Consider the following 13,036-nt stretch of genomic DNA (forward strand, 5'->3'; position numbering starts at 1 on the left):
CCCCCGGGGCCCGGGCCCTGCCGCCACACAACCCCGGCCCCCGGGCTTGCCCCGGGGAGCGATCAAATACGGGTGCGAAGTTCAGCATGACGGCCACGAAACGGTCGGCTATCCAACGCGCCATGCTCGATCGCCTCAAGGCCCTTGGCACCCGCCCCTGGCTCGTCGCCCCGCTGCTCGCCATCGTCGCCCAGGCGCTGTTCCTGGTCCATCTCGACCAGCCCAGCGTCATCATGTTCGACGAGGTGCATTATCTGCCCGCGGCGCAGGCGCTGCTCGACCTGTCGGGCCCGCGCAATGTCGAGCATCCGATGCTCGGCAAGGAGCTGATCGCGGCCGGGATGGCGCTGCTCGGCGACAATCCGTTCGGCTGGCGCATCGCCTCGACCCTGTTCGGCACAGCGACCGTGCTCGGCGTGTTCGCCTTCCTGTGGCTGCTCGTCGGCAACATGCGCGCGGCGGTGGTCGGCGCGGTGCTGACGATGCTCAACCAGACCGTCTACGTCCAGGCGCGCACCGGCATGCTCGACATCTTCCTGGGCGCCTTCCTGGTCTGGGCGATCGTGATGCTGCTCTGGGCGATGCAGGGCACAGGCAAGGCGGTGTGGTGGCGCTGGATCGCGGGCAGCGCGCTGCTCGGCTGCGTCACCGCGGTCAAATGGGCCGGCGTGCCCTATATCGTGCTTGCCGCCCTCTCCTTCCTCGTCATCCGTGCCCGCGACGCCCGGCTGGCGAGGAAGCCGATCCTCTCGGCGCTTTCGGGCAAGGACCAGCGCCACTGGGCCGGCCTGCCCGCCATCCCGGCGATCCTGGCGATGGGCGTGGTGAGCGTGGTCACCTATTTCCTCACCTTCACCCCGGCCTTCTTCTACACCACCGATCCGCTGACTTCGCTCGGCGCGCTGTTCAGCCAGCAGATCCACATGTGGCAGATGCAGACCCAGATCCTGCCGCACCACACCTATCAGTCGAGCTGGTGGAGCTGGCCGCTGATGCTGCGGCCGATCTGGTATTTCTATGAGTGGGATCGCGGTGCACAGCGCGGCGTGCTGCTGATCGGCAACCCGCTGATCCTGTGGGGCGGGCTGGTCGCGGTCGCCGCCTGCTACTGGGCTTGGTTCAGGGACAGGGCGATCAAGCCGCTGTCGGTCGCGCTGCTATGGACCGGGAGCCTGGCGATCTATGTGGTGATCCCCAAGTCGATCGGCTTCTTCTATTACTACCACCCGAGCAGCATCTTCCTGTGCATGGCGATCCCGATCGCCTTCCAGCATTTCGATCGCGGCCGGAACCGCGGCTGGGAGGAATGGTTCGCCGCGCTGTCGCTGCTGGTGTTCGGCTATTTCTACCCGATTCTCTCGGGCGCGCCGCTGGCCGACAGCCAGGGGTTCACCCACTGGATGTGGCTGGGCAGCTGGCGGTAGGCTGACACTCCCCTCCCTTTCAGGGGGGGAATGAGGTCAGTACCGCCCCCAGACGAAGCGCGACGACAGCGCGAAGTTCCACACCGCCGCCACCGCGATCCCGGCAAGCGCCGCGAAGCGCCAGTCGCCATGCTGGACGTTGTGCAGGAACGCCGCGACGCCGACATTGGCCGCCGCGCCCACGCCGCACACCACACAGAAGCTCGCCCAGCCCGCCAGCAGCGGCCCCGGCCCCTTCAGCCTTTGCTCACGATAGGTGAGCGCGTTGTTGAGGAAGAAGTTGAAGGTCATCGCGATCACGGTCGCCAGGATCGTCGCGCCGACGAACGGCCAGGCCATCCCGCGGAAGAACAGCGCCAGCACCAGGAAATGCACCCCGGCGCCCAGCGCGCCGATGCCGGAGAACATCACGAAGCGCACCGGCACGACGCGCCCGAACATCCGGTCGTACAGCGCGATCAGATATTCCATCGCCACGACGTAATCGAGCTTGGACTCGCCCAATGCCCGGGTGCGGAACACGTACGGCAGCTCCAGGAACTTCAGCGGCCGGTGCGACGCCGTCATGATGTCGAGCAGAATCTTGAAGCCGATCGCCGAGAGCGTCGGCACCAGGTCGCGGACGATGCCGGTGCGGATCATGAAGAAGCCGCTCATCGGGTCCGACAGATCGGCCTTGAGCACTTTGCGCGAGAGCCTGGTCGCGAGCGCCGACTTCGCCACGCGCTCCTCGTCCCATTCGCCGGTGCCGCCGCCATCGACAAAGCGCGAGCCGATCACCACGTCGAGCGCGTCATCGCCTTCCAGTGCGTCGAGCATCTTGGGCAGCAGCGTCTCGTCGTGCTGCAGGTCGCCGTCGATCACCGCCACGAAGGGTGCCGCGGTGGCGCACATCCCCTCGATGCACGCGCTCGACAGCCCGCGCCGGCCGATCCGCTGGATCACCCTTACCCGGGGATCGCGACGACCCAGTTCGCGGGCGGCATCCGCCGTCCCGTCCGGGCTGTTGTCGTCGACGAAGATCGCTTCCCAGTTCCGTCCCGCAAGCGCCGCATCGAGCTTCTCGATCAGCAACGGCACGTTCGCGCGCTCGTTGAAGGTCGGGATGACGACCGCAAGCTCGAGCTGCGCAGGGATCACACGAGCTCCTTGAGCACCGCGTCACCCATCTCGCTGGTCGACATCGACCCGCCCAGATCGGCCGTGCGCGCGCCCTTGGCAAGCGCCTCGCCGACCGCGCGCTCGACCTTGAGCGCCGCTTCCTCATTGCCGAGCGAATGGCGCAGCAGCATCGCCGCCGAGAGGATCGCGCCGCAGGGATTGGCCTTGCCCTGTCCGGCGATGTCGGGTGCCGAGCCGTGGATCGGCTCGTACATGCCATTGTCTCCGCTCCACGCGCGCAGCGAGGCCGAGGGCAGCATGCCGATCGAGCCGGCGCACATGCTCGCCTGGTCGGAAAGGATGTCGCCGAACAGATTGCCGGTGACGATCACGTCGAACGCCGCAGGCGCGCGGACCAGCTGCATGGCGGCATTGTCGACATACATGTGGGTCAGCTGCACGTCGGGATATTCGGTCGACAGCTCGTTGACCACGTCGCGCCACAGCTGCGACGTCTCGAGCACGTTCGCCTTGTCGACCGAGCAGAGCTTCTTCTTGCGGCGCTTGGCCATTTCGAAGCCGACGCGGGCGATCGCCTCCACCTCGATCTCATTGTAGCTCATGATGTCGAAGCCCTGACGCAGGCCCTCGGGCGTCTGCCGGCGGCCCTTCTCGCCGAAATAGACGTCGCCGACCAGTTCGCGGACGATGACCAGGTCGAGGCCCGCCACCACTTCGGGCTTTAGCGGCGAGGCGTCGGCCAGCGCCGGGAACAGCGTCGCGGGGCGGATATTGGCGAACAGGCCCAGCTCGCGGCGGATGCCGAGCAGCGCCGCTTCGGGGCGCAGGCGGCGCTCCAGCGCCTCGAAGCGCGGATCGCCGATCGCGCCGAACAGCACGGCATCGGCCTTCTTGGCGAGGGCGAGGGTTTCCTCGGGGAGCGGCCGTCCGGTGAGCAGATAGGCCGCGCCGCCGACCGGCGCCTCCTCGAAATCGAGGCCCAGGGCCAAGGCTTCCAGAACCCGGCGCGCCTCGCGCGTAACTTCCGGACCGATCCCGTCACCGGGAAGAACAGCAATCAGCGGCAATGCAAGCTCCCACGTCTACGGCGCCCGCTTTGCCGCTGTTGTGGCGCTTAGGCAACAGCGCGCTTCAACCGGTCGACCAGCCTTGCGCGGGCGGCAAGCAGCTCGGCACCCTTTCCGATCAGCACATCGCGCTCGAGGAAATGGCCGGTGAGCTTCAATCCGTCGAGGATATCGTCCCATGCCGCCTCGCCGCCCTCGACCAGGAAGCGCGGCAGGCGGAGCAGCCGGTTCTCATAGCCCTCCGCGCCCAGCCGACTGACCGCGATGCCGCTCTTGGGGCTTACATAGGCGAGGTCGTCGTTGCGGCCGGTGGCGGCGCAATGCTCAAGGTCGAGACCGAAGCCGAGCTCGGCGAGCAGCAGCAGCTCGTAGCGGACCAACGCCACTGCCCAGCCGCGCGCCGCCGGCGCCACCTCGATCGCCGCCAGCACGCCGTCGAGCGCGGAATAGAGCCGCGGATAGGGCAGCCCCTCGGGCAGGGCGAAGGCACTGAGGGCGGTCGCCCATTGGAAGGCGGCGGCCGGCAAGGCCTCGGAGAACATCGCGGCACGGCTATGGAGCAGCTCCACCGTCAGCCCGGGCAGCGCGTCCTCGGTCCGCGAGCGCCATTCGCCATGGACGAGGTTGGCCGGCTGCAGCACCGGCCGCAGCGTCCGGCCATGCCCGCCGCGGACATAGCCCGGCTGCACGCCGTCGGCTTCGGTGAACGCCCGCACAATCGCCCCATGCTCGCCATGCGCGCGAACGGAGAGGATGATGGCTTCGGCGCGGAGATGCATTGCAACGGGATTAGCCCGCCTAACTCCAACCGTCACCCCGGCCTCGAGCCGGGGTCCCGCTGTCGTGCCCTCGGAAAGAAGAAGCGGGATCCCGGCTCAAGGCCGGCATGACCGAGCAATCACCCCCGCCGCACCTTCTTCGCCGCTTTCTCCAGCCCGGCGCGCTTCACCAGCGCCTTCACGCCCGCGACCCCGCGGTTGAACCCGCCCAGCGCGGCCATCGTCACCCGGTTGGCGAGCGAGGGGCGCAGCAGGAACAGGTCGACACAGTCCACGCCGCCGGTGGCGAACTGGCGCTTGTGCTGGCCTTCGCCCTCGGTGAAGTCGAAGCGCGCGAACGCGCCTTCCTCGAACAGGTCGCGCATCGCCTCGAGCTGGAGCACCGCGCCCGGCGACAGGTCGTTGAACGCCGGATCATGCCCGACATAGGCATAGATCACCACGCCGCCCTCGATCACCGGGCAATAGAGATAGGCCGCCGGCTCGCCCGCGATGTAGAGCAGCCAGGCGCGGACCTGCCCCGCCGCGCCCTGCGCCAGCATCGTCGCGATGAACTCGGCGCTGTCGGGCAGGCCCGAGCCGAGCAGACGCTCCTGGTAGGTCCTCAGCGAGATCCGCCGGGCGACGTCATGGAATGCTTCCAGCTCATGCGCCTCGCGGAAGGCACGCACATCCAGCTCGCCGCCGCTCTCGGCCGCGATCTTCTTGGCCTTGCGCTTGATGCCCTGGCGCGCGTTGGACGACAGCCCGTTCCACCACGCATCGAAGCCGATGCCGAACTCGGTGAAGTAGCGCGTGTAGCGCTGGCGGATGAAGGGCAGCATGTCGCCCGACGCCTTGACCAGCCCCGGCACCAGATGCTCGGGCAGCGAGGTAACGACATAGCCATGCGCCTCGCGCGGCAGCTGGGGCAGCACCGGCAACCGGTCCGCCCGGGCCTCGTCGAGCGTCAGCGGCAGGCGCACCAGCGCGCGCTGGATCGTCGCCAGCGTGCGGGCGCCGATCTCGAACTTGAGGCTGGTCGGCTTTGCCTGCGGCATTTCGGCGGTGACTTCGCTCATCGCGTTCACGCGGCACGCTCCTCGACCAGGTTCGACCAGAGCTGCTCGGCCTGGCGCCAGCGCGTGCGGAGCAGGCTCGGCCCGAGGGGTGCGTCGTCCTGGCCCAGCGCCATGCGCGGACGGTCTGCGAAATGTTCGGTCACCAACACCCCCCGGCGGCTGGCCAACATGCGGCACAGCGCCTGAAAGCGCCGTACATGGACAGCGTTAGGCCGCGTCCCGGCGCGATTTGCAAGCTCGAACCCATGGCTGACGATCGTGACTGCCGAATGGCTGCGCACCACGGCATGGTCGAGCGCCGCGCGCATCTCGCCCGCCGAGAGCGCGCAGATCTGGAAATGGCGCAAATGCCCGGCGCGATCCTCGATCAGGGTCACTGGAACCTCGACGATCCCGCGATGCTCGATCGGCGCGATCTGGCACGGACCCAGGTTGATCGCGCTCGGCCAGGGATGCTCGGAGCCGTTATGGCTGCTGTCATAGACGAAGCCGAGCTGCGCCAGCGCGCCCAGCGTGTCGTCGCTCGCCGAATAGCTGCCCGAGCGGAACGCCACCGGCTCCTGCGCGCCCGCCGCGACCAGCATGTCGGACGCGCCTTCGATCAGCTTCACCTGCTCTTCGAAGCTGTAGTCGATCAGCTCGAACGCGCCATAGGTCGCGCCGCCGTCTCCGGCATGCGCCCCGGTCCAGTTGGGATGGAGGTGCAGCTGTACTTCCTGCCCGGCCTCCAGGATCGCGCCGACCACGCGCTTGATCGGGTCGAGGCCATAGACCAGCGCCGGCATAGGATCGACGAAGAAGCAGGCCTTGAGCCCGTGCTTGGCCAGCTGCTCCAGCTGCCAGCCGACCCCCACATTGGCGGGCTCCAGCGAACGCTGGACGATCGTATCGACATCGAGACCGGCGACGTGGTGCCGCCACATGATCTCGGTGTCGATCGTGATGAAGACCCGGGTAGCCATTCCGCCCCTTTAACGCAGGGGCGTGAAGATTTAGCCAACGCCCCACCGCATCCCGGGCCGCATCAGGGCTTGATTCCGTACTTCGCATAATCCTCGTCGATGCGCGGAGAGATCATCCGCGCGGCGGCGAGATCGTCGGCCGCACCGGGCGCGCCGGTCTTCGTCCTGATCACCCCGCGCATGTAGAGGCTCGCCGCCATGCCCGGCGCCTGGTCGAGCGCCGCGTCGAAATCGGCAATCGCATCGTCCATCCGTCCGAGCCGGAAATAGACCAGCCCGCGGCTGTCGAGGATGGCCGCCGAAGAGTCGGCCAGCTCGATCGCCTTGGTGCAGTCCTTGAGCGCGGTGTCGAGCGCGACGTTGAGCGTACCCTTGATCCAGCAGCGCTGGTTGAGCAGCGAAGGATTGCCCGGGGTCGCCTTGATCGCCGCGTCGATCGCCGCAACGGCCTCGGTCGGCTTGCCGGCATCGCCGAGCAGGCTCGACTGCAGCATCAACAGGTCGTTCCTGTCCTTGCCCGCGGTCTTCATCCGCTCGGCGACCAGTGCCAGCGCCTCGTCGGCACCGCCATGATCGGCGCGAAGCCGGGCATAGCCGTCGAGCGCCGCCGCCGAGCCCGGCTCGAGCGCGCGGGCCTTCTTCATGTCCTCCAGCGCCTTGACGTCGTCACCCAGCGCCATCCGCAGCCGGGCGCGCCACAGATAATTGTCGGCGCTCGGGGCCAGCGCGATCACCTTGTCGACATCGACCAGCGCCGCCTTGCGGTCATAGATGCTCTCGAGGAAGGTCGCACGGGCCGAATAGCCTTCCACTTCGTTGGGCTTGTCGGCGATGCGCTTGGCATAGACCGCCAGTACCGGATCGAGCAGCTTGCCTGCCCGCGCCGGCGCGATCGCCTTCCAATAGGGCGGCGTATCCTCGGGCGCGTCGAGCTTGAGCAACCGCAGCTTGGCCGCATCCACCTGCGCGCGCACTGTCGGGATGTCGCCGGACGCGATCTCGCGCACGCCGGTGGTGGCACGATCCTCCACCGTCACCCATTCGCCGGCAAGCTGGACGTTGCGGCTCAGCGCCGCCCCGGCCAGGCTGGCGGGCAGCGTCTGGTCGCCTTCGAGTACGAAGCCGGCGCCGCTTCCGGGCAGGCGGATGCGGGTGCGAACGCGCGTGCTGCCGGGGTCGCCGCTGCTCACCGGGATCGCGGCCCATTCGGGCTTGCTGCGATCGGGGGCGAACTCGACGCTGCTCACCGCGGTATCGAGGCCCAGCCGATAACGGCCATCCTCCTTCGTCCAGCCCGGCGAGGAAATGCCCGACGCGGTGAGGATCGTCGCGCCGCTCGCCTCGTCATAGCGCACATTGCGTTCGCTGACCTGAGCGTTGGCGACATATTGGCCGACCGTGGCATCCGCCATCTCGGCGGCCTTCTCCTTGCCCATCTGCGCGGAGAAGCGGAGCATCATCGCGCTCTGCCCGCGCAACTCGGCGCGCAGCGTGAAGGGCGCGGGCAGGTTTACGCCGGCGCGCCCGTCCAGCTCGACATCGACCGAGGCATCGGGCCGGGCATTGGCGCGCAGCGGCATCTTCTCCAGCCCGGCGCCCGCCACCCGCAGCGGCAGCGCGTTGCGGAACGGCGGCACGTCATCGAGGTCGGCCTGGCGGCTGCCCAGCGCCGTGCCGTCAAGCCACAGCACCTGCCCGCCGATCGTCGCGCGAACGATCACATGGTCGAAGGCGGACGGCGCCGGCATCCGGTTGGGCACATTGTCGCCCAGCGTCGCATTGACCAGCGCGGGCTCGGCCTCGATCCCCAGCGCGCGCAGCAGCGCGGTCAGCAGCAGCGTCTTCGCCTTGCAGTCGCCATAGCGCAGCGTCCAGGTCTGGGCCGGCGTCTGCGGCACATAATTGCCGCCGTCCATGCCGCGATAGAGGTAGCGCACCTGCTCCTGCACCAGCTGCAGCGCCATCGCCGCACGGGTGCGCGGATCGCTCGAAGCGGCCGCGATCTTCGCCACTTCGGCGGCGATCGGGCCGTCGGGCGCGATCGTGCCATCGGTCTTGTAGAGCGGCGCCATCGTCCGCGACACTTCCTCCCAGCCGGCAAAGGTCGTCGCCTCGAACAGCGGCAACGGGCGGAAGCGCAGCGGCGCGTCGCCCGGTACTTCCTCCGGTTCCGGGAACGGCATCAGCACGCCGATCTCGCGAAAGCCGTCATGGCTGATCGGCACGAAGGTGTCGGGCAGATATTGCGACTTGAAGTTCACCTTCATCGCCTCGGGCCAGATCACCCGGAGATGACCATATTTCACCGGCGCGGGCGCGGCGATCAGCGGTGCCATGGTCTGCAGCCGGCCACCCAGCGCGGGGTCTCGACGCACCGTCGAGATCACGACGCGCAGCACATCGCCCACGCGCAGCCCCTCCACCGCCATGGTCGCAGTGAGCAGCCCGTTCATCTGCGCGCGTTCGAGCATCTGCTCGCGGCGCAGCACGGTGAATTTCTGCCCGGCCTTGAGCACATCGATCGTCTCGCCGCCGCGCAGGATCTCCACGCTGTGGACGATCAGGTCGCCGCTGGTCGGCTCCCAGGGGAATTGCAGCGTGCCCGCCTGGGTGAGGACCTCCGGCGACGCGATGTGGAGCATCATGTCGGCATAGGCCCAGACTTCGTCGCCCTGCAGCTTCTGCTGCTGGTCGATGCGCAGGATCATGGGATCGTCGGCGGTCACCGCCTTGATGTCGATCGCCGGGGCCGGCTGCACCCAGGCGGGCGCCGGCTGGTACAGCGGCTGGTCGCTGGCATGGGCAGTGCCCGCCAGCAGGGCGAGCGCGAACGACGACAGAATGGTACGCAAGATGATCCCCCCGAATTTGATGGGAAATCTAGCGCGCCGCCTTGCCGCCACAAGCGAGGATGGGCGGATTATCTGTGCAGAAATGGTGCTTTAGTGTTTCCAGCTCAGCGCGCGTGGAAATAATCATAGACCTGCTGCGCCACGCCGGCGCTGACCCCCGGCGCCTTTTGCAGGTCCTCCAGGCTCGCCGAGCGCACCGCGCGGGCCGTGCCGAAATGCATCAACAGCGCCTTCTTGCGCGCCGGGCCGATGCCCGGAACCTCGTCGAGCGGACTCGCCCCGATCGCCTTGGCGCGCTTCTCGCGGTGCGCGCCGATCGCGAAGCGGTGCACCTCATCGCGCAGCCGCTGGAGATAGAACAGCAAGGGCGAATTGACCGGCAGCATCAGCTCGCGCCCGTCCATCAGGTGGAACACCTCACGGCCCTCGCGCCCGTGATGCGGTCCCTTGGCGACACCGACCAGGCAGACATCCTCGATGCCCAACTCCTCGAGCACCGCCCTGGCGGCATTCAACTGCCCCCGCCCGCCGTCGAGCAGCACCAGGTCCGGCCAGGTGCCGCCCTGTCGGTCCGGATCCTCCTCCACCGCGCGGGCGAAGCGCCGGCTGAGCACTTCGCGCATCATCCCGTAATCGTCGCCGGCCACGGTCTCGGGCCGCTTGATGTTGAACTTGCGATACTGGTTCTTCTGGAAGCCCTCGGGGCCCGCCACCACCATCGCGCCCAGCGCATTGGTGCCCTGGATGTGCGAGTTGTCGTAGACCTCGATCCGCTCGGGCGGCTCGGGCAGCTCGAAGAGGTCTGCCACTTCGGCGAGCAGCTTGGCCTGGGTCGTCCCCTCGGCCAGCCGCCGGTCGAGCGCTTCCACGGCATTGCGCTTTGCCTGGTCGAGCAGGCGGCGGCGCGGCCCGCGCTGCGGCACGCCCAGCGCCACCTTGTGCCCGGCACGTTCCCGCAGGGCTTCGGCGAGCAGCGCCGCTTCCTCCAGGTCGCGATCGACGAAGATCGTCTTCGGTGGCGGCACTTCCTCGTAGAATTGCATCAGGAACGCGGCGAGCACCTCGTCCTCTGAAACCTCGTTGGTGTGCGCCGGGAAGAAGCTGCGATGCCCCCAATTCTGGCCGCCGCGGATGAAGAAGGCCTGGATTCCCATCACGCCGCTCTTGCTGGCGAGCGCGAAGATATCCGCATCGCCCACCCCCTCGGCATTGATCGCCTGGCTGCCCTGAATGAAGGTCAGCGCCTTCAGCCGGTCGCGCAGGATCGCCGCCAGCTCGAAATCGAGCGCTTCCGCCGCGTCCTGCATCTGCGCGCCGAGCTTGGCCTGCACCTTGGTCGACTTGCCCATCAGGAAGTCGCGCGCGTCATCGACCAGCTCCTCATAGGCAGCCGGTTCGATGCGATCGACGCAGGGCGCCGAGCAGCGGCGGATCTGGTAGAGCAGGCACGGCCGGTCGCGCGTGTTGAAGAAGCTGTCGGTGCAGCTCCTGAGCAGGAACAGCTTCTGCAGCGCGTTGAGCGTCTTGCGCACCTGTCCGGCACCCGCGAACGGGCCGAAATAATCGCCCTTCACCTTGCGCGCGCCGCGGTGGAGCTGGATGCGCGGGAAATCGTGGTCGCGCCGCAGCAGGATGAACGGGAACGACTTATCGTCGCGCAGCAGTACGTTGTAGGGCGGGCGGAAGCGCTTGATCAGCTGCGCTTCGAGCAGCAGCGCTTCGGCCTCGTTGTTGGTGGTGACGATCGTCATCGACCGCGTCTGCGCCACCATCCGCTGCAGCCGCTTCGACAGGCGCATGACCTGGGTATAGTTGGTCACCCGGTTCTTGAGCGCCCGCGCCTTGCCGACATAGAGCACATCGCCGCGCGCATCCTGCATCCGATAGACGCCCGGCCGCGCCGGCAGCGTCTTCAGCACGTTGCGGATCGCGGCGACGCCGGCCTCGAGGTCGGGCGCATCGACGCCGCGCACGGCGAAGGTGGCGGTCTCTTCGTTGAATCGGTTGGGCGAATTGGGATCGGACATCGTCGCACGGGATTTAGGGTCCGCCTTCGTCGCAGGCAACTTGAACGGCCACATCAATGTGTCATGCTCGCCTCAAACACATGGAGGAGAGTCGTCCAATGAAACTCGCCCTGTCCGCCGCGCTGCTCGCGCTGGCCGGCCCGATCGCCGCGCACGCCCAGACCGTCCCCGTCCCCATCGCCAAGGGGCTCGCCGATGCCGGCCGCCCGCAGGCCGACAAGGATCGAGACGCCACCCGCCACCCCGGCGAGATCCTTGCCTTCGCCGAAATTGCACCGGGCGAGAAGGTCGCCGACTTCATCATGGGCGGCGGCTACTGGACGCGCATCCTCGCGCCGACGGTGGGCGCCAAGGGCAAGGTCTATGCCTACCAGCCCGCCGAGTTCATCAAGTTCCGCGCGGCCTATGCCGATGAGCAGAAGGCGGCCGTGGAAGGCCGCGCCAATGTCGTGCCGTCGAGCGACAGCCTGCAGAGCTTCGCCTTTCCCGAACCGCTCGACGCGATCGTGACGGTGCAGAACTGGCACGACATGCACCTCAAGGCATGGCCCGCGGGTTCGGCCAAGGCGATCGCGAAGAAGCTCTATGATTCGCTCAAGCCCGGCGGCGTGCTGCTGGTGGTCGACCATGTCGCCAACGCCGATCCGGACTTCGCCGCGCCGCAGACGCTGCACCGCATCGATCCCACCGCCGCCCGCGCCGAGATCGAGAGCGTCGGCTTCAAGTTCGAAGGCGAACTGCCGCTGCTGCGCAACGCCACCGACCCGCATACGGCGAACGTCTTCACCCCGGAGATCCGCGGCAAGACCGACCAGTTCATCTACAAGTTCCGCAAGCCGAAGTGACACGGCGGGCCCCGCGCCCCGTCCCGTTATGTCGGCGGTTTGCTTCGGCAAACCCATCGTCACCCTGAACTTGTTTCAGGGTCCAACTTTCCACTGGCGATATCGTTGGTGGAGGGTTGGATGCTGAAACAAGTTCAGCATGACGGAACGGACGGCCGGCTAATGCCCTGCGCCTACCGCCCCGCCGCATTCTCCAGCGCGTTCGCCCGCGCCTCGATGCGTTTCATCGTTGCCTCGGTCCGCGCGCCGATGTCGTTCGCGCGGCGATGCTCCTGCGCCATGCCGTGCCAGATGACCCCGATCATGAAGACGAGCAGCAGGGCCGTGAGCGCGGTGGCGAGCTGGAGCCAGCGTTGAATGGTCATGCCCCTACCCTAGCGTCCCCGGCCCGGCCCGGCCAGCACGCCTCTTTGCACCGGAATGGAGTCATGGCAGCATGGCGCCACGCAAACTGGGGGAAATCGTCATGCGCATCCTGCTCGCAGCCGCCGCACTTCTGCCGCTCGCTTCGCCCGCTGGTGCCCAGCAATGGTATCATGTCGGCGGCAACGACAACACGCAGAGCTATGTCGATCTGGCCAGCCTGCGCCCGCTTGCCGACAAGATCATCGGCGATGTCGAGAGCGTCTATATCCAGCCGATCGGAGAAGGCATCATCGCCGCCAGGATCCGCACCGAGTTCAATTGCCAGGCCAAGACCTTCCGCACGCTCGAATACAGCTTCTATGCGCCGGGGGGCAAATTCCTCCGCACCGAGCCGTCGGAAACGCTGAACGAGATCAAGACGCCGAAGCCGAATAGCATCAACGAGTCGATCATGGACTTCGCCTGCCTGCGCAAGGGCGGCACCGCAGTGGCCAACCCGTTCACCCACGCGCCGACCCAGTTCTAGGCGCG

The 13,036-nt window shown here is 67.6% G+C and carries 11 protein-coding genes; 3 read left to right on the plus strand and 8 right to left on the minus strand.

Features of this window, described 5'->3' with window-relative positions; translation table 11 throughout:
• Window positions 1-122: 122 nt before the first annotated feature.
• The gene (locus AAHM44_RS07375) at window positions 123-1,424 is read left to right on the plus strand and encodes a glycosyltransferase family 39 protein (RefSeq protein ID WP_342249548.1); all 1,302 of its coding nucleotides are present in this window, start codon (window positions 123-125) and stop codon (window positions 1,422-1,424) included.
• A 36-nt stretch (window positions 1,425-1,460) separates the two neighbouring features.
• Here AAHM44_RS07375 and AAHM44_RS07380 read toward each other — a convergent pair whose 3' ends face one another.
• The 7 genes from AAHM44_RS07380 to uvrC all read right to left on the minus strand — a co-directional run bounded on the left by AAHM44_RS07380 (window position 1,461) and on the right by uvrC (window position 11,294).
• A complete protein-coding gene (locus tag AAHM44_RS07380) occupies window positions 1,461-2,561 on the minus strand; it encodes a glycosyltransferase (RefSeq protein WP_269576502.1) in 1,101 nt (366 codons plus the stop codon).
• Entirely contained in the window at window positions 2,561-3,613 is a 1,053-nt protein-coding gene (gene leuB, locus AAHM44_RS07385; RefSeq protein WP_269572732.1) for a 3-isopropylmalate dehydrogenase, read from the minus strand. The genes AAHM44_RS07380 and leuB overlap by 1 nt, the downstream gene beginning before the upstream one ends.
• A gap of 47 nt (window positions 3,614-3,660) precedes the next feature.
• Window positions 3,661-4,392, minus strand: coding sequence for a DNA repair protein RecO (gene recO, locus AAHM44_RS07390; RefSeq protein ID WP_269572733.1), 732 nt, complete (start codon window positions 4,390-4,392; stop codon window positions 3,661-3,663).
• A gap of 119 nt (window positions 4,393-4,511) precedes the next feature.
• Window positions 4,512-5,453, minus strand: coding sequence for a GNAT family N-acetyltransferase (locus tag AAHM44_RS07395; RefSeq protein ID WP_269576503.1), 942 nt, complete (start codon window positions 5,451-5,453; stop codon window positions 4,512-4,514).
• Window positions 5,454-5,458: 5 nt separating this feature from the next.
• Entirely contained in the window at window positions 5,459-6,415 is a 957-nt protein-coding gene (locus tag AAHM44_RS07400) for a polysaccharide deacetylase family protein (RefSeq protein WP_342249549.1), read from the minus strand.
• 62 nt (window positions 6,416-6,477) lie between these two features.
• Window positions 6,478-9,267 (minus strand): DUF3857 domain-containing protein, encoded by a 2,790-nt coding sequence (locus AAHM44_RS07405; RefSeq protein WP_269572735.1) that lies wholly within the window; start codon window positions 9,265-9,267, stop codon window positions 6,478-6,480.
• Window positions 9,268-9,371: 104 nt separating this feature from the next.
• A complete protein-coding gene (uvrC, locus tag AAHM44_RS07410) occupies window positions 9,372-11,294 on the minus strand; it encodes an excinuclease ABC subunit UvrC (protein WP_269572736.1) in 1,923 nt (640 codons plus the stop codon).
• Window positions 11,295-11,392: 98 nt separating this feature from the next.
• On the opposite strand from uvrC, the gene AAHM44_RS07415 reads away from it, so the two are divergent.
• A complete protein-coding gene (locus tag AAHM44_RS07415) occupies window positions 11,393-12,139 on the plus strand; it encodes a class I SAM-dependent methyltransferase (protein ID WP_342249550.1) in 747 nt (248 codons plus the stop codon).
• Between the two features lie 173 nt (window positions 12,140-12,312).
• Here the strand turns inward: AAHM44_RS07415 and AAHM44_RS07420 are convergent, their stop codons facing one another.
• On the minus strand, window positions 12,313-12,504 hold the full coding sequence (locus tag AAHM44_RS07420) for a hypothetical protein (protein ID WP_269572738.1): 192 nt from the start codon (window positions 12,502-12,504) through the stop codon (window positions 12,313-12,315).
• 71 nt (window positions 12,505-12,575) lie between these two features.
• Between AAHM44_RS07420 and AAHM44_RS07425 the strand changes: the two genes are divergently transcribed.
• Window positions 12,576-13,031 (plus strand): surface-adhesin E family protein, encoded by a 456-nt coding sequence (locus tag AAHM44_RS07425; protein ID WP_342249551.1) that lies wholly within the window; start codon window positions 12,576-12,578, stop codon window positions 13,029-13,031.
• The last annotated feature ends 5 nt before the right edge of the window (window positions 13,032-13,036 follow it).

It is taken from the genome of Sphingomonas sp. OTU376 (genome assembly GCF_038440415.1).
Classification (GTDB): Bacteria; Pseudomonadota; Alphaproteobacteria; order Sphingomonadales; family Sphingomonadaceae; genus Sphingomonas; species Sphingomonas kyeonggiensis_A.